The organism is Pseudomonas extremaustralis (assembly GCF_900102035.1).
GTDB classification, from domain to species: Bacteria; Pseudomonadota; Gammaproteobacteria; order Pseudomonadales; family Pseudomonadaceae; genus Aquipseudomonas; species Aquipseudomonas extremaustralis.
The window spans coordinates 435,465-457,216 of the sequence record NZ_LT629689.1 but is presented as its reverse complement, the minus strand read 5'-3'; the positions used below and the strand labels follow the sequence as shown (position 1 = coordinate 457,216).

General features: G+C 63.0%; 17 protein-coding genes. 6 read left to right on the top strand and 11 right to left on the bottom strand.

The window, feature by feature from the left end; genetic code table 11:
* Nucleotides 1-138 precede the first annotated feature (138 nt).
* Entirely contained in the window at nucleotides 139-1,065 is a 927-nt protein-coding gene (locus tag BLR63_RS02260) for a GGDEF domain-containing protein (protein WP_010567468.1), read from the top strand.
* A gap of 22 nt (nucleotides 1,066-1,087) precedes the next feature.
* On the opposite strand, the gene BLR63_RS02255 is transcribed toward BLR63_RS02260, so the two are convergent.
* The 7 genes from BLR63_RS02255 to BLR63_RS02225 form a co-directional block, all read right to left on the bottom strand.
* Complete coding sequence (locus BLR63_RS02255) at nucleotides 1,088-1,891, bottom strand: TenA family transcriptional regulator (protein ID WP_010567467.1); 804 nt, start codon at nucleotides 1,889-1,891, stop codon at nucleotides 1,088-1,090.
* Between the two features lie 45 nt (nucleotides 1,892-1,936).
* Complete coding sequence (locus BLR63_RS02250) at nucleotides 1,937-4,399, bottom strand: EAL domain-containing protein (protein ID WP_010567466.1); 2,463 nt, start codon at nucleotides 4,397-4,399, stop codon at nucleotides 1,937-1,939.
* A 71-nt stretch (nucleotides 4,400-4,470) separates the two neighbouring features.
* Nucleotides 4,471-6,291, bottom strand: coding sequence for an ABC transporter ATP-binding protein (locus tag BLR63_RS02245; protein WP_010567465.1), 1,821 nt, complete (start codon nucleotides 6,289-6,291; stop codon nucleotides 4,471-4,473).
* Nucleotides 6,284-6,919: a DsbA family protein gene (locus BLR63_RS02240; protein ID WP_010567464.1), complete on the bottom strand. Its 636-nt coding sequence runs from the start codon at nucleotides 6,917-6,919 to the stop codon at nucleotides 6,284-6,286. The genes BLR63_RS02245 and BLR63_RS02240 overlap by 8 nt, the downstream gene beginning before the upstream one ends.
* 3 nt (nucleotides 6,920-6,922) lie before the next feature.
* Nucleotides 6,923-7,864, bottom strand: coding sequence for an oxygen-dependent tRNA uridine(34) hydroxylase TrhO (gene trhO / locus BLR63_RS02235; protein ID WP_010567463.1), 942 nt, complete (start codon nucleotides 7,862-7,864; stop codon nucleotides 6,923-6,925).
* Between the two features lie 228 nt (nucleotides 7,865-8,092).
* Nucleotides 8,093-8,386, bottom strand: coding sequence for a BolA family protein (locus tag BLR63_RS02230; protein ID WP_010567462.1), 294 nt, complete (start codon nucleotides 8,384-8,386; stop codon nucleotides 8,093-8,095).
* Nucleotides 8,387-8,392: 6 nt separating this feature from the next.
* Nucleotides 8,393-8,911, bottom strand: a complete 519-nt coding sequence (locus BLR63_RS02225) for a DUF2059 domain-containing protein (RefSeq protein WP_010567461.1) — start codon at nucleotides 8,909-8,911, stop codon at nucleotides 8,393-8,395.
* Between the two features lie 193 nt (nucleotides 8,912-9,104).
* On the opposite strand from BLR63_RS02225, the gene BLR63_RS02220 reads away from it, so the two are divergent.
* Nucleotides 9,105-10,487 (top strand): class II fumarate hydratase, encoded by a 1,383-nt coding sequence (locus tag BLR63_RS02220; protein ID WP_010567460.1) that lies wholly within the window; start codon nucleotides 9,105-9,107, stop codon nucleotides 10,485-10,487.
* On the opposite strand, the gene BLR63_RS02215 is transcribed toward BLR63_RS02220, so the two are convergent.
* The 3 genes from BLR63_RS02215 to pap form a co-directional block, all read right to left on the bottom strand.
* Nucleotides 10,484-11,440 carry a DMT family transporter gene (locus BLR63_RS02215; protein ID WP_010567459.1) on the bottom strand — a complete coding sequence of 319 codons (957 nt, stop codon included), beginning with the start codon at nucleotides 11,438-11,440 and terminating at the stop codon, nucleotides 10,484-10,486. The two genes, BLR63_RS02220 and BLR63_RS02215, sit on opposite strands and share 4 nt — an antisense overlap.
* Nucleotides 11,441-11,594: 154 nt before the next feature.
* Nucleotides 11,595-12,779 carry a thiolase family protein gene (locus tag BLR63_RS02210; RefSeq protein WP_010567458.1) on the bottom strand — a complete coding sequence of 395 codons (1,185 nt, stop codon included), beginning with the start codon at nucleotides 12,777-12,779 and terminating at the stop codon, nucleotides 11,595-11,597.
* A 160-nt stretch (nucleotides 12,780-12,939) separates the two neighbouring features.
* Nucleotides 12,940-14,448, bottom strand: a complete 1,509-nt coding sequence (gene pap, locus BLR63_RS02205) for a polyphosphate:AMP phosphotransferase (protein ID WP_010567457.1) — start codon at nucleotides 14,446-14,448, stop codon at nucleotides 12,940-12,942.
* A gap of 141 nt (nucleotides 14,449-14,589) precedes the next feature.
* Here pap and mnmC point away from each other — a divergent pair, with 141 nt between their 5' ends.
* Nucleotides 14,590-16,587: a bifunctional tRNA (5-methylaminomethyl-2-thiouridine)(34)-methyltransferase MnmD/FAD-dependent 5-carboxymethylaminomethyl-2-thiouridine(34) oxidoreductase MnmC gene (mnmC, locus tag BLR63_RS02200; protein WP_010567456.1), complete on the top strand. Its 1,998-nt coding sequence runs from the start codon at nucleotides 14,590-14,592 to the stop codon at nucleotides 16,585-16,587.
* Nucleotides 16,588-16,597: 10 nt separating this feature from the next.
* On the opposite strand, the gene BLR63_RS30985 is transcribed toward mnmC, so the two are convergent.
* The gene (locus BLR63_RS30985) at nucleotides 16,598-16,741 is read right to left on the bottom strand and encodes a hypothetical protein (RefSeq protein ID WP_156791891.1); all 144 of its coding nucleotides are present in this window, start codon (nucleotides 16,739-16,741) and stop codon (nucleotides 16,598-16,600) included.
* A gap of 212 nt (nucleotides 16,742-16,953) precedes the next feature.
* On the opposite strand from BLR63_RS30985, the gene BLR63_RS02195 reads away from it, so the two are divergent.
* From BLR63_RS02195 to BLR63_RS02185, 3 genes are read left to right on the top strand one after another with little or no spacing between them, the layout of a single operon-like run.
* The gene (locus BLR63_RS02195; RefSeq protein WP_010567455.1) at nucleotides 16,954-18,726 is read left to right on the top strand and encodes an N-acetylglutaminylglutamine amidotransferase; all 1,773 of its coding nucleotides are present in this window, start codon (nucleotides 16,954-16,956) and stop codon (nucleotides 18,724-18,726) included.
* Nucleotides 18,727-18,729: 3 nt separating this feature from the next.
* Nucleotides 18,730-20,478 (top strand): N-acetylglutaminylglutamine synthetase, encoded by a 1,749-nt coding sequence (ngg, locus tag BLR63_RS02190; protein WP_010567454.1) that lies wholly within the window; start codon nucleotides 18,730-18,732, stop codon nucleotides 20,476-20,478.
* 37 nt (nucleotides 20,479-20,515) lie between these two features.
* Entirely contained in the window at nucleotides 20,516-21,700 is a 1,185-nt protein-coding gene (locus tag BLR63_RS02185) for an osmoprotectant NAGGN system M42 family peptidase (RefSeq protein WP_010567453.1), read from the top strand.
* The last annotated feature ends 52 nt before the right edge of the window (nucleotides 21,701-21,752 follow it).

The window sequence follows — 21,752 nt, the reverse complement described above, 5'->3', positions numbered from 1 at the left end:
CCCAGGGGTTATAACCCATTGCAAAGCGGTTTAAACTGTTTCCAATGTTTTACGGAACTGAAGGAACAGTAAGACGCTTGGCACTCGCCACTCTCATCGAGCCTGTAAGACAGCTAAGAGCTTAGAGGCCGACCGCTTATGAAAACACCCACCCAGACCAACGCAATTGACTTCGACAGTGCAAAATTGCAACGCCTGGGCTTCGGTCAGCCATCCCTCCTCCCGCGTCATCCAGCGACCATTTTTCAACTTCGCCAGCAACTGGGCATGCAATTGCAGACCAGCCTGGAACCGCAACATATCCTTGCCGTGTTCTTTCGCGAGATCCAACGCCTGGTGCCGCTGGATGCCTTGCAGTATCGCCACGAAGCTAGCGACCTGCGCCTGGAGTTCGGCCACCGTGGCCACCATTCGGTGAGCTATAGCCTCAGCCACGAAGGTGAGCACCTGGGTGAGCTGATATTCCGCCGCAACCAGCGCTTGCTGGAAGAGGAGCTCGGCCAGCTTGAATCCCTGCTGGCCGCCCTGCTCTACCCGATGCGCAACGCGCTGCTCTACCGCGCCGCCACCCGCAGTGCCCTGCGCGACCCGCTGACCGATACCGGCAACCGCATTGCCATGGACCAGACCCTGCAACGGGAAATCGACATGGCGCGCCGGCACATGAGCCCCTTGTCCTTGCTGATGCTGGACATCGACCATTTCAAGACCATCAACGACACCCACGGCCACGCTGCCGGCGATAACGTACTGCGCGCGGTCGCCGGGGCGATCAAGGGCCAGCTGCGTAACGTGGACATGGTGTTTCGGTTTGGCGGGGAAGAGTTTCTGATCCTGCTGTCCAACACCGGCCGGGATGCGGCGGCCATGGTCGGCGAACGCCTGCGCCATGCGGCACAGACCCAGGATTATCGGGCGGAGGGTACGCGGATCGAATTGACGGTGAGCCTGGGCTGCTCGACCCTGCTGGCCGCCGAGTCAGCCGAAAGCCTGCTGCGCCGGGCCGACAACGCCCTGTACGTGGCCAAGCGCGAAGGTCGCAACCGCTTGGCCATGGCGGGGTAAGCACCCCGCCACGCCCTTCACATCAGGCTTCGCTGGCGACGCGTACCTGACGCTCGCGCTGCACGGCTGCCGGGGCTTTTTCTTTCTCCAGGCGCATGCAGCTTTCCAGGAACAGGTACATGTAGTCGTAGCTCTTGCACACGGCCTGGCGCAGTTCTACCTGTAGTGCCTTGCTCGGGCTCATCCCGGCCAGGGTGCAGATGATCTCCAACGCTTCCCAAGGATGAGCGTCATCGTACTGGGCATGCATCTTCAGCCATTTCATCGCGCGCTTGCGTTCTTCCTCGGGGAAGGCGGCGGCGTAAACGCCCGTGGAACACACCAGTGCTGACCACTCTCCGGTCGCGCCCTCGATCGCATAGTTGGTCGCGGCGATCGCCACGATCAGCGAATCGGCCGAGCTGGTGTGCCAGCACCAATGGCTCAGTGCATGCAGCTCTGGCGGTACGTTTTGCGCCTGCAGGTCTTCCAGGCTCACACCGTGGGCACCAGCCCAGTTCACCCAATAGTCGGCGTGGTTCAGTTCCACGCGAATATTGCGCATCAGCCAGCGCCGGGCCATGTCTTCACCTGGGTGGCGGGCAAATTTGGTCTTGGTGAGGTTCTGCGCCATATACAACGCAAACTGTTCAACGACGGGCCAGCCACCGATCAGGTATTGGCGCATGGTCTTGGCGCTGAGCGTGTTATCGCGCATGCGCTGGTACAGTTCGTGTTCGACAACGCGCCGCTTGCTCTCGCTACAGTCCTGGATCAGTTGTTGAGCCCAGACGGGGTAACTCGAGGCTTCCATCAGCGGGCCGGTTCTGTTGAATGTGTCGATCACTGTGGGGCTCCTTTTTGAGTGTGATTTTACAGACCAGCAAATGTTTCAGCGGAATGTGCCAGGCGCCTTGGATAACAGGGGCTGCGGCCGAGCAGGACGACACTGCAAGCTTTCAAAGGTAAACAATTGCGGTCGTTCGATCAGGTAGCCCTGAGCGTAATCGACACCAATCTCGAGTAACGCCTGTTCGATCTGCGGTGTCTCGACAAACTCTGCAATTGTGCGTTTACCCATGACGTGGCCAATGTGATTGATCACTTCAACCATCGCGCGGTTAATCGGGTCGTCCAGCATATCCTTCACGAAACTTCCATCGATCTTCAGGAAGTCTACAGGTAAATGTTTAAGATAAGCGAATGAGGACATTCCGGCACAAAAGTCATCAAGGGAAAAATGACAACCTAAGGCCTTGAGTTCATTAATAAAGCGAATCGCACTGCCCAAATTCGCAATCGCACTGGTTTCAGTAATTTCAAAACAGATTATCTCGGGAGGGATACTGTAGGTGCGGAATTGGTCGTGCAGGAAGCCAAGAAAGTCATCGTCGCCAATGGTGATGCCCGACAGATTGATCGCACACATCGCCATCGGCCGCCCCGGACGCTCTTGCAGGCAGCGGGCAATGATCCTGAATACGTTCTCCACCACCCAACGGTCCAGGGACGTCATCAACCCATAACGCTCGGCGGCCGGGATAAAGCTGTCGGGCAGGATGATACGACCGGCCTCATCGTGCAGGCGCAGCAGGATTTCGATATGCCCGATGTCGCCATCGACCGGCTTGAGGGGCGCGATTTCCTGGGAATACAGGCAGAACCGGTTCTCCTCCAATGCCATGTGCAGGCGTTGCACCCAGGCCATTTCGCCAAAACGCAGGGACAGTTCCGAGTCATCAGCGTGGTACACCTGCACGCGGTTGCGGCCCTTTTCCTTGGCCATGTAGCACGCCATGTCAGCGGCGCGCAGCGAGGTTTCCAGGGTCGTCGGGGTGTTCGAGATATGCACCAGGCCGATACTGACCGTGGTCATGAACGGCCGGCCCTTCCACACGAAATGCAGGCTTTGCACAGTATGGCGCAGGCTTTCGGCGATTTTTTCCGCCACCGCCGGCGGGCAATTCTCCAGCAGGATGCCGAATTCATCGCCCCCCAGCCGGGCCAGGGTGTCGCCTTCGCGCAGGTCCGATTGCAGCAGCGCGCAGATATGCCGCAGCAATTCATCGCCCGCCGCATGTCCGCAGGTGTCGTTGACCAGTTTGAACTGGTCCAAGTCGAGGAACATCAATGCATGCCGGCCGGTGTGCGCGTACCCGGCCGGGTGCAGCACTTGCTCCAGGCGGTACTCGAACTCGCGGCGGTTAGCCAGGCCGGTCAAGGCGTCATGGGTCGCTTGCCATGACAGGTTGGCAATGTATTGGCGCTCCTGGGTCATGTCATGCAGCACCAGCACCGCCCCCGTGACCTTGCCGGCGCTGCGGATCGGCGCCCCCACCAGGGTGACCGAGACCGTACTGCCGTCCAGGCGCTGGATGGTTTTCGAGTGCTCGCTGCCACCGCCGAGCTGGCCTTTGACGATGTGTTCGATCAACGTAAAACCGTCGGACGGAGCATCGTCGTCCAGCAGGCTGAACAGTGCCGCCAGGGGCAGCCCCTGTGCCCGGGACGAATGCCAATGGGTCAGCGCCTCGGCCGCCGGGTTCATGTAGGTGATGGCACCGTCGACGTCGGTGGTGATCACCCCATCGCCAATCGACTCCAGCGTGATCTGTGCCCGCTCTTTTTCCTGCTCCAAGGCATCAGCGAAAGCATGACGCTGGGCGAGCAGCTTATGGGTGCGCAACAGCGCGAGCACGATAAGCCCCAGGGCCGTCGCCAGGTTGGTGATCAACAGCAGTCGCAGGATCACGCGCGAACCTTCGCCCAGGGCATCGCTGAACGCTTTGGCGGCGGGAGTTACCCCCTCGTTGATCGCGGTGATATGGGCTTTCCACTGCTGCACATCGTTGGCACTGAGCTGGTCATGGGTGATCGCGCGGTGCATCTCCTGGGCCAGACTATCCAGTTGAACCAGGAAGCCATCGCCCACGGTCCATAGCTCGATGGCTTTTTCCAGATAGCTGAAATGGCGGAAATTGAGGTACAGCCAGATCACATTGGAAACGTCATCCGGATGGTTGCCGCCCTTGAGGATACCCAGGCGCGCCGCGTCGAGATCAGGGACAGGTTGGTCCAGGGCAACGCGCAGCTCGTGTCCGCCCTGGGGCACGGCAATGGCCTGCTGGTATTTGAGGTAGGTGGCTTCGTCGCGATTATCGGCGTAAAGCGTCAGGTAATAGATGGCGTCTTTCTGGCCCTTGGACCACAGGCTTTCGCCCGCCACATAACCGCGCACCGCTGAAAGCACGTAAAGACTGACGCAGCCCAACAATGCCTGGAACAGCACCACAGCGATAAATGGCCACACAATGCCCAACAGCCGTGGCGTTCCGAAAGTCCGCTTTTGCTTCATGAAGTCCCTTGCACATGCACTGCTGGATACGCACGCAAAAATACGCTTTCGATAGCTCAGCCTAGGCTGATTCAACGAACCTGTTGTAAGTGTCCGTACAGCTTGGCGTACAGACCACCCTCGGCAATCAATTGCTGGTGATCGCCATCCTCAGCGATATGACCACCGTCGAACACTAATACTCGATCCGCTTGCTTAACCGCTGACAGGCGGTGGGCGATGATGAGTGTAGTACGGCCACTGAGGAACCGCGCCAGTGCCTGGTGCAAGTTGTACTCGGTGGCGGCATCCAGCGCGGAGGTCGCCTCATCGAGAATCACCACTTTCGGCTCAGCCAGGACCATACGCGCAATTGCCAGGCGCTGTCGCTGCCCGCCGGAAAAACGCACCCCGGAACGCCCCACCACACTATCAAGCCCCAGGGGCAGTGCCTTGACGGTAGCATCCAGTTGGGCAATTGCCAGTGCCTGCCAGCAAGCCTGGTCGCTGCGGTTTCGGCCCATGGTCAGATTGGCGCGCACGGTATCGTTGAACAGCGCCGGGTGCTGCAACACCACCGCGACATGCTCGCGAATGGTTTCCAGGCCGATCTCCTGTTGGGTGGCCCCGCCGAAACGAATGCTGCCCGCCTGCGGCGTGTAGAGCCCGAGCAACAGTTGCACCAGGGTACTTTTGCCGCCGCCGCTGGCGCCGACGATCGCCACCTTTTCACCGGGGGCGATGACCAGGTTCAATTGGTTGAGCACCAGCTCTTCGCCGTAGCCGAAATCAACGCCGCGCACTTCGATGCCAACGGTCTCGTGTCCGGTGAACGGGTCTTCGCCGCCGGCGTACTGTGGCTCATCGGCACGGGCCAGCAATTCGTTGATACGGGTCAGCGCGCCGCCCGCCGCGTAGTAGGCGTATTGCAGGTTCAGCAACTGCTCCACCGGGCCGATCATGAACCACAGGTAACTGAACACGGCGAGCATCTGGCCGATGGACAGGTCGGAAAACAGCACGGTGAGCATCGCCGCCGCGCGGAAGATGTCGATCCCGAACTGGAACAGCAAACCGCTGGCACGGCTGGAGGCGTCGGTTTTCCATTGGGAATGAATCGCGTAGTCACGCACTTCCCGGGCGCGCTGGCCCAGGCGGCCGAGGAAAAAACCCTGGCGGTTGCCGGCGCGCACTTCCTGGATGGCATCGAGGGTTTCGGTCAGGGCCTGGGTGAACCGTGAGGTGCTGTCGTTTTCCAGTTTCTTCAGGTGTTTGACACGCTTGCCCAACTGCACCGTGGCATAGATCACCAAGGGGTTGAACAGCAGAATCAGCAAGGCCAGTTGCCAATGCATCCACACCAGGATCGCCGACGTGCCGACCAGGGTGAGCATGGCCACAAGGAAGCGGCTGAGGGTTTCGCCGACGAATTTGTCCAGGGTGTCCAGGTCAGTGACCAGATGCGTGGTGACCGTGCCGCTGCCCAGGCTTTCGTACTCGCCCAGGGAGATACGCTTGAGGCGCTCGATCAGGCGCACGCGAATGCGGTACACGATGTCCTTGGCCAGCCGCGCAAACAGCCGTGCCTGCACCACGTTGAACACCAGGGCACTGCAGCGCAGCAACAGCGTCACCAGCAGCATCAGGCCGATATAGCCGGCCGCCTTCTGCCAACCCAGGGGCAAGGCGTGGTTCATCACCTTGAGCGCGGCATCGCCATGGCCCAGCAGCACTTCGTCCACCAGCAACGGCAACAGTAAGGGGATGGGTACGCTGCACAGGGTCGCCAGTACCGCGACGCTGTTGGCGATCCACAGGGATTTGCGGTGCCGCAGGGCCAGGCGGCGAATTTCCGCCCAGGTCAGGCGGTCGACGCGTTTGGGTAGCTCTGGTGTATCAGGCCGGTCATGCACAGGTGGCTCGCTCCAACCAGCGGGCGAGCAGTGGCGCGAGCTCGGACAGCGGTTGGTAGCCGTTGGTCAACAGTGCCAACTGGCCGTTACGCTCGGCCAGCAAGGTTGGGAAACCCGCAATACCCAGGTCCTGCACCCAGGTGAAATCCGCAGCGGTGGCGGCATGCTGCTCGGCGCGATCGAACTCGCCGGCAAACTCGATGCGCGGTATGCCCGCTTCTTCCGCCAAGTCCACCAGCACCCTGGCGAGGGTTACGTCGCGACCTTCGACATAGAACGCATGCTGGATCAGCCCCAACAGTTTCCATGCACAATCCGGCGCCAGGCTGCGCGCGGTGACGATGGCGCGACAGGCAGGCTCGGTGTCATAGACAAAACCGTCGGGCAGCGCGCCCTCGTGCTTGAACGGCTGGCTGGTGGCTTCGGTGACCGCCTGCCAGTGTTCAAGAATGTAGCGCCGGGTGGTCGGTTCCAATGCCGCGCCGCTGCCGGTGCGCAAACCGCCCACCACCAGGTGCAGTTCCACGCCGACCGCCTGGGCCTGCTTCACCAACGCCTCGGCCACCGGGGCAAAGCCCCAGCACCAGGAACACATCGGGTCCATCACGTAAAGCAGGCGCGCTGACATGGGTCAAGCCTCGGAGGATGTTTGCTTATAGTTGAAACCGATCGGGTGCGGCATGTTGCGGGCCTTGGCCAGTTCGATCTGCTTTTGCCGGTCGATCGCACTGCGACGGGTTTTCTCCGGCAGCTTATCCCAGCAGTGGGGGCAACTGATGCCGGCCACATAGTGCTCGGATGCGCGGTCTTCGACGCTCACCGGTGTACGGCAGGCATGACATTGATCGTAGTCGCCTTCGCTCAAGTCGTGGCGCACGGTCACGCGATTGTCGAACACAAAGCAGTCACCCTGCCATTTGGTCTCTTCCTGCGGCACCTCTTCGAGGTACTTCAGGATGCCGCCCTTGAGGTGGTAGACCTCATCGAAGCCTTCGCCGAGCATGTAGCTCGATGCCTTTTCGCAACGAATGCCGCCGGTGCAGAACATAGCGACTTTCTTGTGTTTGGCCGGGTCGAAGTTGGCTTTGATGTAGTCGGGAAATTCGCGAAAACTGGTGGTTTTCGGGTCGATCGCGCCTTCAAAGGTGCCGATGGACACTTCGTAGTCGTTGCGGGTATCGATCAGCAGCACTTCCGGATCGCTGATCAGTGCGTTCCAGTCTTTGGGGTCGACGTAGGTGCCCACTTGCTTGTTGGGGTCGACGCCTTCGATGCCCAGGGTCACGATCTCTTTCTTGAGCTTGACCTTGGTGCGGTAGAACGGCTGCTCGTCGCAGTACGACTCTTTGTGGTCGATGTCGACCATGCGCGGGTCGTTCTTGAGCCAGGCCATCAGGCCGTCGATGCCTTCGCGGCTGCCGGAAACGGTGCCGTTGATGCCTTCTTCGGCGATCAGCAAAGTGCCTTTGATGCCATTGTCGACCATCGCCTGCAGCAAGGGCTCGCGCAGGGCGACGTAATCTTCGAGGGTGACGAACTTATACAGTGCCGCCACGACAATCGGTTGAGTCATGGGTGTTCTCTCCAGGTGGCTACCCTCGTAAGGGGTGAACCGGATGCAAAAAAAAAACGCGCCGGCTGAGCGGCGCGTTGCGGATTCTATCAGGGATGAACCGTTAACTGTAGGAGCGAGCTTGCTCGCCAAGGTCGTGAACGATGACACGGATAAGCCGACGCCCAGCGGCGCCCTGCGTTTTTTTGCGAGCAAGCACGCTCCTACAGTAGATTCGACATCAACCCGTCAATGGCCGCCGGCGCAGGTCGGCGAGGCCGGGGCTGCGTCGATTTGTGCCCATTCTTCAGGCGTGTAGGTATGCAGCGCCAGCGCATGAAACTCGCTCATCAGGTCACCCAGGGTGGCGTAGACCTTCTGGTGGCGCTTGACGCGGTTAAGCCCCTCGAACTGCTGGCTGACCAGCACGGCCTTGAAGTGGGTCTGCAACCCACGGCTGTGCATATGGCTTTCGTCCAGCACGCTCAAGTGGTCCGTGCCCAAGGCGGCGAGCGCCGTTTCGATACGCTGTTGCATGGTCATTCCTGCTTACTTCTTCTTGGCCGGTGCGGCGGCTTTCGGCGTCAGCTCGTTGGTCATGTCTTCCAACAGTTTGTTCACCACCGGTACGGCGCTTTCCAGCTTGGCCTGGGTCATCTGGGCCGATTGCTGGGTCAGTTGCGGCATTTTTTCCAGGACTTTCTTGCCCAGCGGCGACTGGTAGAAAGCAACCAGGTCCTTGAGTTCGGATTCGCTGAAGTTGCTGGTGTAGAGCTTGACCATGTCCGGTTTCAGCTTCGGCCAGCCGATGGCCTGGTCCAGGGCGGCGTTGGCCTTGGCCTGGTAGCTGTCCAGTACGGACTGCTTGGCGGCAGGCGCCTTGGTCTGTTCGAAGCGCTGGGCGAACATTTGCTGCACTTGCATGTACACCGGGGTCCCCAGCTTGTCAGCGTGGGCCAGGGTAAGGAAGGCTTCGGCACTGGCGTTGTGGCTGGCGGTATCGGCAAAAACCTGGCCGCTGGCGCAAACCAGAGCAACCGCGGTACAGATGGCACGAAGACGAGTCATCGAGTTTCCTTTTCTAGCAGGCGAGGTAAGACCCCAAGGGCGCCCATTCTGCGCCTAAAAAACCTTGCGGCTCAACCCCGGCCCTTGTCGGACGTGGATTGGCGGTCAATGAATCCGATGAAAAGTCTTTTAGGGAACCCCATAGGCCCATCAAGGCCTAAACTGCGCAAACGAACTTGAAGGAGAGTGCCCGATGAGCCGTATCGAAACCGACAGCCTGGGGGACGTCGCCGTCCCGGATGACGCCTACTGGGGCGCCCAGACCCAACGTTCGCTGGTGAATTTCGCCATTGGCGAGCAGCGCATGCCCCTGGCGGTGCTGCATGCCCTGGCCCTGATCAAGAAGGCTGCCGCACGGGTCAACAACCGCAACGGCGACCTGCCCGCCGACATCGCGCGCCTGATCGAACAGGCCGCCGACGAAGTGCTCGACGGCCAGCATGACGACCAGTTCCCCCTGGTGGTCTGGCAAACCGGCAGCGGTACCCAGAGCAACATGAACGCCAACGAAGTGATCGCCGGCCGCGCCAACGAGCTGTCGGGCAAGCCCCGTGGCGGCAAGAGCCCGGTGCATCCCAACGATCACGTCAACCGCTCCCAGAGCTCCAACGACTGCTTCCCCACGGCCATGAGCATCGCGACCGTGCAGGCGGTGCACCAGCAACTGCTGCCGGCGCTCGCCAGCCTTTCCGGGGGCCTGGCGGAATTGGCCGCGCGGCACATGCAACTGGTGAAGACCGGCCGCACCCATATGATGGACGCCACGCCCATCACCTTCGGCCAGGAACTGTCGGCGTTCATCGCCCAGCTCGATTACGCCGAGCGTGCGATCCGCGGCGCCCTGCCCGCCGTGTGCGAGTTGGCCCAAGGCGGCACCGCCGTCGGCACCGGGCTCAATGCGCCCCACGGCTTTGGCGAGGCGATTGCCGCCGAACTGGCCGCCCTCTCCGGCCTGCCATTCGTGACGGCGCCGAACAAATTCGCCGCGCTTTCCGGTCATGAGCCACTGGTGACCCTGCACGGCGCGCTGAAGACCCTGGCCGTGGCCCTGATGAAAATCGCCAACGATCTGCGCCTGCTGGGTTCGGGCCCGCGCGCCGGGCTGGCCGAGGTCAAGCTGCCGGCCAACGAGCCCGGCAGTTCGATCATGCCGGGCAAGGTCAACCCGACCCAGTGCGAAGCGCTGTCGATGCTGGCCTGCCAGGTCATGGGCAATGACGTGACCATCGGCATCGCTGCGAGCCAGGGGCATTTGCAGTTGAACGTGTACAAGCCGGTGATCATCCACAACCTGCTGGAGTCGATCCGCCTGCTCGCCGATGGCTGCAACAACTTCCAGGAACACTGCGTCGCCGGCCTCGAGCCTGACGCCGTGCAAATGGCCGAGCACCTGGAGCGTGGGCTGATGCTGGTGACCGCCCTCAACCCGCACATCGGCTATGACAAGTCGGCGCAGATCGCCAAGAAGGCCTACGCCGAAGGGCTGACGCTACGGGAAGCAGCGCTGGAGCTGGGCTACCTCACCGACGCCGAGTTCGACCAGTGGGTCCGCCCGGAAAACATGCTGGGCACTTAAGACGCCATGCGCAGCCGCCGGGCCTTGAGCCCGGCGAGCAACGACGGCGCCAGCGCCACGGCCGCCGAACCCAGCACCACCAGCAGCGCGCCGATATACCCCAGGGCGTTGATCTCTTCGGCCTGCACATAGTCCGGCCACCACCACGCCGCTAACGCCACCGCGACAAACGTCACCAACGGCGTGAGCGCCAGGGTCGCACTGACCCGCGAGGCTTCCCAATGGGCCAGGGCTTCGGCAAATGCGCCGTAGGCCACCAGGGTGTTCATGCAGCACGCCAGCAGCAGCCAGCCTTGCAGCGGGCTCAGTTGCAGGGCCTCCAGAGGATGGGCCCAGGGCGTCAGTAACACGGCGCACGACAGGTAGATCACCATCATCACCTGCAGCGAATTCCATACGGTCAGCAACTGCTTCTGGCCCAGGGCATAAAACACCCAGATCGACGTGGCCAGCAGGACGGTCAGCACGCCGGCGGTATAGGCGCCCAGCGACGTCAGCAGTTCCGCCAGGCGCTGGTTGAAGAACAGACCGAAGCCCGCGATCAATACCACCAGGCCCAGCACTTGCCCGAGGCTGAAGCGTTCCTTGAACACAAACACGCTGGCGATCATCAAAAAGATCGGCCCCATCTGCACCACCAACTGGGCGGTGCCGGGGCTGAGCAGCTTCAGGCCCACCAGGTACAACACGTAATTGCCCACCAGGCCGCACACGGCCATGCCCACCAGCCAGCCGCCCCTGGGACCGAGCACTTTAAGGCTGGGCAGGCGTCGGGTGGCGGATAGATACAGGAACAGGCAACTGCCGGCCACGATCAGGCGAAACCAGGTGACGGTGATGGGGTCCATCACCTGCAGGACCTGTTTGAGTTTGATCGGCAGAATGCCCCACAGCAGCGCGGTCAGCAGGGTCAGGAAGAAGCCGTAGACCCAGCGGCCGGAAGAGATGTGCATGAGTGCCCCAGAAGCCAGAGGTGGAGGAGCGTGCATTCTAGGGTGAAGTCGCCGGATTGGGATATGCCGGCGTTCAACGGTAAAAGCGGGCTTGCTTCTGATCGCGGGGTGTCGGTGCCACCGCCATCGGGAGCAAGCCCCCTTCCACCAGGGCTCAGCGTACGGCTTCGAAGAGTCCGGTCGCGCCCATGCCACCGCCCACGCACATGGTGACGATGCCGTAGCGCAGATTGCGCCGCTGCAACTCACGCACCAAGTGCCCCACTTGCCGCGAGCCGGTCATGCCGAAGGGATGGCCGATGGAGATCGAGCCGCCGTTGACGTTGTAGCGGGCGTTGTCGATTTCCAGGCGATCGCGTGCATACAGGCACTGCGACGCGAACGCTTCGTTGAGTTCCCACAGGTCGATGTCCGCCACCTGCAAGCCCTTCGCCTTGAGCAGCTTGGGCACCGAGAACACCGGGCCGATGCCCATCTCGTCGGGCTCACAACCGGCCACGGTGAAACCACGGAAAAACGCCTTGGGCTTGAGCCCCAACGCCAGGGCTTTCTCCAGGCTCATCACCAGGGTCATCGAGGCGCCATCGGAGAGCTGGGACGAGTTGCCCGCCGTCACCGAGCCATCCTCGGCGAACACCGGCTTCAACCCGGCCAGGCTGGCCAGGCTGGTGTCGGGGCGGTTGCAGTCGTCGCGGTCGACCACGCCGTCAAGGATCTGCACCGCGCCGGTGTCCTTGTCCTCGACCCGGTACTTGACCGCCATCGCCACGATTTCATCGTCGAACAAGCCGTCCGCCTGGGCCTGGGCCGTGCGCTGCTGGCTTTGCAGGGCGTAGAGGTCCTGGTCTTCGCGGCTGACGTTGTAGCGACGGGCGACGATTTCGGCGGTCTGGCCCATGGGGAAATAAATGCCCGGCACCTGCGCCTTGAGCAGCGGGTTGATCAGGTTGTCGGTGTTGACGCTTTTCATGGTCAGGCTGATGGACTCGACACCGCCGGCGACGATGATGTCGCTGCAACCCGAGGCGATCTGGTTGGCCGCAATTGCAATCGCCTGCAAGCCCGACGAGCAGAACCGGTTGAGGGTCATGCCCGCCGTGCCGGTACCCAACTGCGACAACACCGCCACATTGCGCCCGATGTTGTAGCCCTGGGCGCCTTCGTTGGAGCCGGCGCCGACGATGCAGTCTTCCACCGTGGCCGGGTCGATGCCGTTGCGGGCCAGCAGCGCGTTGACGCAATGGGCCGCCATGTCATCCGGACGGGTCTGGTTGAACTTGCCGCGAAAGGACTTGGCCAGGCCGGTTCGCACGCTGTCGACGATCACTACTTCACGCATGGGCTACCTCGATCTTGTCATTGTGGGGAGATGACTCGAGGATAAATCCGGGCCTGCCCGACGGCGACGATCATTCACCTGGCGTATGCGAAAGCATGGGGGTGGTTGTGGCAAAAGGGCTCACCACACACTGAGCCCATCGGCCACGACTGCGCAGTGGCTATTTCTTTTTAGCCTGCTTGTCGGACTTGGCGAACGCCTCTTCCAAGGCCAGGTTGATCGTGCGCAGGACCTTGACCCGCGCCCAGCGCTTGTCGTTGGCTTCGACCAGGGTCCAGGGCGATACCTCGGTGCTGGTGCGATCGACCATGTCGCCCACGGCCGTGCGGTAGTCGTCCCACTTGTCGCGGTTGCGCCAGTCGTCTTCGGTGATCTTGAAGCGTTTGAACGGGATCGACTCGCGGGCCTGGAAGCGCTCCAGTTGGGTCTGCTTGTCGATGGACAGCCAGAACTTGACCACGATCACGCCCGCGTCACGCAGTTGCTCTTCGAAGTCGTTGATCTCGCCATAGGCGCGCATCCAGTCGGTCGGCGTGCAGAAGCCTTCGATGCGCTCCACCAGCACGCGGCCGTACCAAGAACGGTCGAACACGGTGAACATGCCGCGCGCCGGAATCTTCTGCCAGAACCGCCACAGGTAAGGTTGGGCGCGTTCGTCTTCACTCGGCGCGGCAATCGGCACGATGTGGTATTGGCGCGGGTCGAGCGCCGCCGCCACCCGTCGAATCGCCCCGCCCTTGCCCGCCGCGTCATTGCCTTCGAACACGGTCACCAGCGCGTGCCGGCGCATGCGTTTGTCGCGCATCAGGCCAGACAAGCGTGCCTGTTCGGTGATCAGTTGCTCTTCATAGTCGTCCTTGTCCAATTGCAAGGTCATGTCGAGGCTGTCGAGCAAACTCTTGCGGTCCACCGACGCGAGCAAGGGCGCAGGATTCATCCCGCTGGGCTTGCCCCTGGCCAGTTTCAACGCGTTTTGCATGCCGTCGAGCAGGATCTTGCCCACGGTGAGGCTTCGGTAATTGCTATCGACCCCTTCGATCACGTGCCACGGCGCGTAGTCGCGGCTGGTGCGACGCAAGATGCGCTCGCCATATTTGACGAACTTGTCGTACGTGGCCGACTGTTGCCAGTCCAGCGCGCTGATGCGCCAGCTGTGCAGCGGGTCGTCGGCCAGCGCCTTGAGCCGCGCCTTCATCTGCTTTTTGGACAGGTGGAACCAGAACTTGAAGATCAACGCGCCTTCGTCGCAGAACATCTTTTCCAGGCGCTCGGCGCCGGCAATCCCCTGGTCGAGCCGCGCGTCCTTGATCTCTCCATGTACCCGACTCTGCAGCATCTGGCTGTACCAGTTACCGAAAAACACGCCCATGCGCCCTTTGGCCGGCAAGTGGCGCCAGTAGCGCCAGGCCGGTGGGCGAGCGAGTTCTTCGTCGGTCTGCTGGTCGAAAGTGCGCACCTCGATCAGGCGCGGGTCCATCCATTCGTTGAGCAGCTTGACCGTCTCACCCTTGCCGGCGCCTTCGACGCCGTTGATCAGGATGATCACCGGAAAACGCTTTTGCTGTTGCAGCTCGTACTGCACCTCCAACAAGGCCTCCCGCAGGGCCGGCACTTCGGTGTCGTAGGTTTCTTTGTCAATGGCATGACCGATTTCAGCAGATTCGAACATTGGCGGCTCCGTTCCAGAATGGAGCAAGACTAGCGGATTGAGCCGCGGGGCGTGCCAGGAAATTTCAACTCGACTTGCCATGGGTCAATGACAGGTCTGTTGATCGGCTAGAATGGCCGCCTTGCCTTTGTCGAGTTGCCCATGAACCCCGAACTGCCAAACGCCCAGCTCGACTGGGACGACCAGGGACGCCCCCACTCGCGGGTGTTCAACGATGTGTATTTCTCCGACCTGTCGGGCCTGGACGAAACCCGCTACGTGTTCCTGGAGCAAAACCGCCTGGCCGAACGTTTTGCCGCCCTGGCACCGGGCGAGCGCCTGGTGATCGGCGAGACGGGCTTCGGCACCGGGTTGAATTTTCTCTGCGCCTGGCAGTTGTTCGAGCAGCACGCCTGTGCCGGTGCGCGCCTGCATTTCATCAGCGTCGAAAAGTACCCCCTGAGCCACGCCGACCTGCAACGCGCCCTTGCGCTCTGGCCGTCCCTCGAACCGTTCGCCGCGCCCCTGCTGACGCAGTACGTCGCCATCCACCAGGGCTTTCAGCGGCTGGTGCTGGACGCGGGCCGTGTGACCCTGACGCTGTTGATCGGCGATGTCATGGAACAGTTGCCGCAGCTCGACGCTCAGGTCGACGCCTGGTTCCTCGACGGCTTCGCTCCGGCGAAAAACCCTGACATGTGGACTGCCGAGCTGTTTGCCGAACTGGCACGGTTGGCGGCGCCCGGTTCGACCATCAGTACCTTCACCAGCACCGGCTGGGTGCGCCGGCTGCTCAATGCCGCCGGCTTCAAGATGAAACGCACGCCAGGCATCGGGCACAAATGGGAAATCCTGCGCGGCGACTACCTCGGCTGGCCAGCCGAAACAGGTGCACCGCCCGCCGCCAAGCCCTGGTTCGCCCGCCCGCCGCTGCACCAGGGTGAGCGCCGGGCCCTGGTCATCGGCGGCGGGTTGGCCGGTTGCGCCAGCGCCGCCAGCCTGGCGGCACGGGGCTGGCAGGTCAGCCTGCTGGAGCGGCGCGAGGGGCTCGCCGAGGAAGCGTCCGGCAATCCGCAGGGCGTGCTGTACCTGAAGCTGTCGGCCCACGGCACGGCCTTGTCGCAGATGATCGTCAGCGGCTTCGGCCACACCCGGCGCCTGCTCGAGCACCTGCAACGCGGTGTCGACTGGGACGGCTGTGGCGTCCTGCAACTGGCCTTCGATGCCAAGGAAGCCGAACGCCAGGCCCAACTGGCCGAGGCGTTCGCCCCAGACCTGCTGCACCTGCTCGACAAGGACCAGGCCCAGCTCCGCGCGGGCGTGGCGCTGGAGCATGGCGGGCTGTTTTTCCCCGAAGGCGGTTGGGTTCACCCGCCGGCCCTGTGCCAATGGCTGGCCCGCCAGCCTGGGGTTCAAGTCCTTACCCATCGCGACGTACTGGAACTGCGCAAAGTCGACGATCAATGGCAGGCCTGGGACGGTGAGACATTGCTGGCCAGCGCCGCCGTGGTGGTGCTGGCCGGCGCTGCCGAGGTCAAGCGCTTTGCCGCCTGTGCCGAGTTGCCCCTCAAACGCATCCGTGGGCAGATCACGCGTTTGCCGCAGACAGCCGCCAGTGCCGCGCTGAGCACCGTGGTCTGCGCCGAAGGCTACGTGGCGCCGGCGCGCCTGGGCGAACACACCCTGGGGGCCAGTTTTGACTTCAAGAGCCAGGACCTGGCGCCCACCGCCGCTGAACACGCGGGCAACCTGGCGCTGTTGCAGGAGATCTCCACCGACCTTGCGCACCGCCTGCACGCCGACACCCTGGCGCCGGAAACCCTCGAAGGGCGCGCGGCCTTTCGCTGCACCAGCCCCGACTACCTGCCGATTGTCGGGCCCCTGGCCGACCACCCGGCCTTTGCCCAGGTCTACGACACCTTGCGCAAGGACGCCCGCCATGTGCCGCAAGCGCCTTGCCCATGGCTCGAAGGCGTGTATGTCAACAGCGGCCATGGTTCCCGTGGGCTGATCACCGCACCGCTGTCCGGCGAACTGCTGGCCGCCTGGCTGGACAACGAACCCCTGCCACTGCCGCGAAGCGTGGCCGAGGCCTGTCACCCCAACCGCTTCGCCGTGCGCGCGCTGATTCGCAGCAATGTGACAAAACCCCAGCGCTGACCGCACACCCTCACAGCACGGGCAACAGGCACGCAACGGACACGGTTTCCGATGGCAGTGCCTGTTGTGTCAGACGCTCAAGTTCGGTTTTTTCCGCCTGTTGCTGCTCACGGACGATTTCGTCCATCAGAGCACGGTAATCCACGTCATCCACGCTCTGGCCCTGGTTGAATAGCGCTGACCTGTCGTGCCCCGTGTTCGCCCGTGTGTGGGGCTGTCATCCAGGGCAAAACCAGTGACGCGGCTTTTTGCCTTATAACAGATCGATCTAAAACTCCCCGCCTGCACCCCGGTCAGTTTCTGGGTACCTGCCGTTTCAGCACGGTACTTTTTTCTCTCCCCAACGGAAAAACCGGTAAGGAATTTATGTGCGGATTAGCTGGCGAGTTACGTTTCGATCACCAACCTGCCGACCTGGCAGCAGTGGAGCGCATCACCCATCACCTGGCGCCACGCGGCCCTGACGCGTGGGGCTTCCAGGCCCAAGGGCCGATTGCCCTGGGCCATCGACGCCTGAAAATCATGGACCTGTCGGACGGCTCCGCCCAGCCGATGGTCGATGCCCGACTAGGGCTGTCCCTGGCGTTCAATGGCGCGATTTATAACTTCCCGCAATTGCGCCAGGAACTCGAAGCCCTGGGCTACGCCTTCTATTCCGGCGGCGACACCGAAGTGCTGCTCAAGGGCTATCACGCCTGGGGCGAAGCCTTGCTGCCCAAGCTCAACGGCATGTTCGCCTTTGCCATCTGGGAGCGCGATACCCAGCGCCTGTTCATCGCCCGTGACCGTCTCGGCGTCAAGCCCTTGTACCTGTCGCGCACCGGCCAGCGCCTGCGCTTTGCCTCGACCTTGCCGGCGCTGCTCAAGGGCGGCGATATCAACCCGATCCTCGACCCGGTGGCGCTCAATCACTACCTGAACTTCCACGCTGTGGTGCCTGCGCCGCGTACCCTGCTGGCGGGTATCGAAAAGCTGCCGCCGGCCACCTGGATGCGCATCGACGCCGAGGGCAACACCGAGCAGAAAACCTGGTGGACCCTGCCCTACGGCCCCCATGACGATGAAAAAAACCTCAGCCTGCAAGACTGGACCGACCGCGTGCTGGACAGCACCCGCGACGCCGTGGCGATTCGTCAACGCGCCGCCGTGGATGTGGGCGTGCTGCTTTCCGGCGGCGTCGATTCGAGCTTGCTGGTCGGCCTGTTGCGTGACGTCGGCGTGCAGGACCTGTCGACCTTCTCCATCGGCTTTGAAGACGCCGGCGGCGAACGCGGCGACGAGTTCCAGTATTCGGACCTGATCGCCAAGCATTACGGCACGCACCACCATCAATTGCGCATCGCCGAAAGCGAGATCATCGAGCAACTGCCGGCGGCGTTCCGGGCCATGAGCGAGCCAATGGTCAGCCACGACTGCATCGCGTTCTATTTGCTGTCGCGGGAAGTGGCCAAGCATTGCAAGGTGGTGCAAAGCGGCCAGGGGGCCGACGAACTGTTCGCCGGTTACCACTGGTACCCGCAAGTCGACGGTGCCAGCCATCCGTACGCGGCGTACCGCGAAGCGTTTTTCGACCGCAGCTACGACGACTACGCCGCCACCGTCGCGCCCCAATGGCTGACCGCCCATGACGCCGCCGGCGATTTCGTCCGCGAGCATTTCGCCCTGCCCGGCGCGGACGCCGCCGTGGACAAGGCCCTGCGCCTGGACAGCACGGTGATGCTGGTGGACGACCCGGTCAAGCGTGTCGACAACATGACCATGGCCTGGGGCCTGGAAGCGCGCACACCGTTTCTGGACTTCCGCCTGGTGGAACTGTCGGCCCGGGTGCCGGGCCGATTCAAACTGCCCGACGGCGGCAAGCAAGTGCTCAAGGAAGCGGCGCGGCGGGTGATCCCGAGCGCCGTCATCGACCGCAAGAAAGGCTACTTCCCGGTCCCCGGCCTCAAGCATTTGCAGGGCGATACCTTGAACTGGGTGCGCGAACTGCTGTTGGACCCGAGCCAGGACCGCGGCCTGTTCAACCCGGCGATGCTCGACCGCCTGCTGACCGATCCGCAGGGCCAGTTGACGCCGCTGCGCGGTTCCAAACTGTGGCAACTGGCGGCGCTGAACCTGTGGCTCAGCGAACAAGGAATCTGATCGATGAAACCCCACGCAGCGGCTTACAGCCAACGTTTGCTCAAGGGTCAGGCCCCCACGTACGAGCGCCTGCAAGCGCGCCTGGCCGAAGACGGCAGCCCGCTGGCCGCCGAGCCCATCGCCGTGCATTGCGGCTGGGGCCGGTTGTTGATCGGCCACACCTTTCCCGACCCCGCCAGCCTGGCCCTGGAACTGCTCAACGAACAGCCCGGCGAGCGCGACATCGCGCTGTACGTGGCCGCGCCCCAGCAGATCCTCGGCATCGATCCACAGCAACTGTTCCTCGATCCGTCCGACACCCTGCGCCTGTGGTTCTCTGACTATCGTCCGTCGACCCGGGTGTTTCGCGGCTTCCGTATCCGCCGGGTACAGACCGAAGCCGATTGGCAGGCGGTCAACCAGTTGTACCAGGGACGGGGCATGCTGCCCGTCGAGGCCGAACGCCTCACTCCCCGTCATGCGGGCGGCCCGGTGTATTGGCTGGCCGAGGACGAAGACAGCGGCGCGGTAATCGGCAGCGTGATGGGCCTGAACCATCAGAAAGCCTTTCACGACCCCGAGAACGGTTGCAGCCTGTGGTGCCTGGCGGTCGACCCGCGGTGCACGCGCCCCGGCGTCGGCGAAGTGCTGGTGCGCCACTTGGTGGAGCACTTCATGAGCCGTGGCCTGAGCTACCTCGACCTGTCGGTGCTGCACGATAACCGCCAGGCCAAGAACCTCTATGCCAAGCTCGGTTTCCGCGCGTTGACCACTTTTGCGATCAAGCGCAAGAACGGCATCAACCAGCCGCTGTTCCTAGGCCCTGGCCCGCAGGCGGGGTTCAACCCTTATGCGCGGATCATCGTCGAAGAGGCGCATCGGCGCGGTATCGACGTGCAAGTGGATGACGCCGATGCCGGGCTGTTCACCCTCAGCCACGGCGGGCGCCGCGTGCGCTGTCGCGAGTCGCTGAGCGACTTGACCAGCGCGATCAGCATGACCCTGTGCCAGGACAAAAGCCTGACCCACAAGGTGCTGAACGCCGCCGGCTTGAAATTGCCCGCGCAGCAACTGGCCGGCAGCGCCGACGACAACCTGGAGTTTCTCGACGAACACCGGCGCATCGTGGTCAAGCCGCTGGACGGCGAACAAGGCCAGGGCGTCGCGGTGGATTTGCAGCACATCGAGGAGGTGCAGCAGGCGATCGAGGCCGCGCGGCAGTTCGACTCCCGCGTGTTGCTCGAAAGTTTCCACCAAGGCCTGGACCTGCGCATCCTGGTGATCGGCTTCGAGGTGGTCGCCGCCGCGATCCGCCGCCCCGCCGAGGTGACCGGCGACGGCCAGCATTCCATCGGTGCGCTGATCGAAGCCCAGAGCCGGCGCCGCCAGGCCGCCACCGACGGCGAGAGCAAAATCCCCCTGGATGCCGAAACCGAACGCACCCTGCATGCCGCCGGCTACGACTACAGCAGCATCCTGCCCCGCGGCCAGACCCTGGCCGTGCGCCGCACCGCCAACCTGCACACCGGCGGCTGCCTGGAAGATGTCACCGCCCTCCTCCACCCCACACTGGTCGACGCCGCCGTCCGCGCCGCCCGCGCCCTCGACATCCCCATGGTCGGCCTGGACCTGATGGTGCCGGCGCCCGATCAACCCGAGTACGTGTTTATCGAAGCCAATGAACGGGCCGGCCTGGCCAACCATGAACCCCAGCCGACTGCTGAAAAGTTCGTGGATTTGCTGTTTCCCCACAGCCAGCCGACCGCTCAGTGACCGTGTGGAGAGCCCTCTCACCCCATCAGGAGTTTCCATGACCCGCCCCCTCCCAGAACCGGATCTCGACTACCTGCAAAAAGTCCTGCTGGAAATGCTCGCCATTCCCAGCCCCACCGGTTTTACCGACACCATCGTGCGCTACGTCGCCGAACGCCTGGAAGAGCTGGGCATCCCGTTTGAAATGACCCGCCGCGGCACCATTCGCGCCACCCTCAAGGGCCAGAAAAACAGCCCCGACCGTGCGGTGTCCGCGCACCTGGACACCATCGGCGCCGCCGTGCGGGCGATCAAGGACAACGGCCGCCTGACCCTCGCCCCGGTGGGCTGCTGGTCGAGCCGCTTCGCCGAAGGCAGCCGCGTCAGCCTGTTTACCGACAACGGCGTGATCCGTGGCAGCGTGTTGCCGCTGATGGCCTCCGGGCATGCGTTCAACACCGCCGTGGATGAAATGCCGGTGAGTTGGGACCATGTGGAACTGCGCCTGGACGCCTACTGCGCCACCCGCGCCGATTGCGATTCCCTGGGGATCGGCATCGGTGACTACGTGGCGTTCGACCCGCTGCCGGAATTCACCGAGAGCGGGCATATCAGCGCCCGCCATCTGGACGACAAGGCCGGTGTCGCCGCCCTGCTCGCCGCGCTCAAGGCCATCGTCGACAGTGGCGAACCCTTGCTGATCGACTGCCACCCGCTGTTCACCATCACCGAGGAAACCGGCAGTGGCGCCGCCGCCGCCCTGCCCTGGGATGTGAGTGAATTTGTCGGCATCGACATCGCCCCGGTCGCCCCCGGCCAGCATTCCAGCGAGCATGCGGTGAGCGTGGCGATGCAGGATTCCGGCGGGCCGTATGACTATCACCTGTCGCGACACCTGCTGCGCCTGGCCGCGGATAACGCACTGCCGGTGCGCCGCGACCTGTTCCGCTATTACTTCAGCGACGCCCATTCCGCCGTGACCGCCGGCCACGACATCCGCACCGCGCTGCTGGCCTTTGGTTGCGACGCGACCCACGGTTATGAGCGCACCCATATAGACAGCCTGGCCGCGCTGAGCCGCCTGTTGGGCGCGTATATCCTCAGCCCGCCGGTGTTCGCCAGCGACGCCCAGCCGGCCCAGGGTTCACTGGACCGGTTCAGTCATCAGATCGAGCATGAAACGCAGATGGAGAGCGACACCCGCGTGCCGTCGGTGGACAGCCTGATCGGCCAGAAATCCTGACGCTGGCAACTGACGTCCCGGCGCAGTAGCATCGCCGGGATTCTCTAAGCGA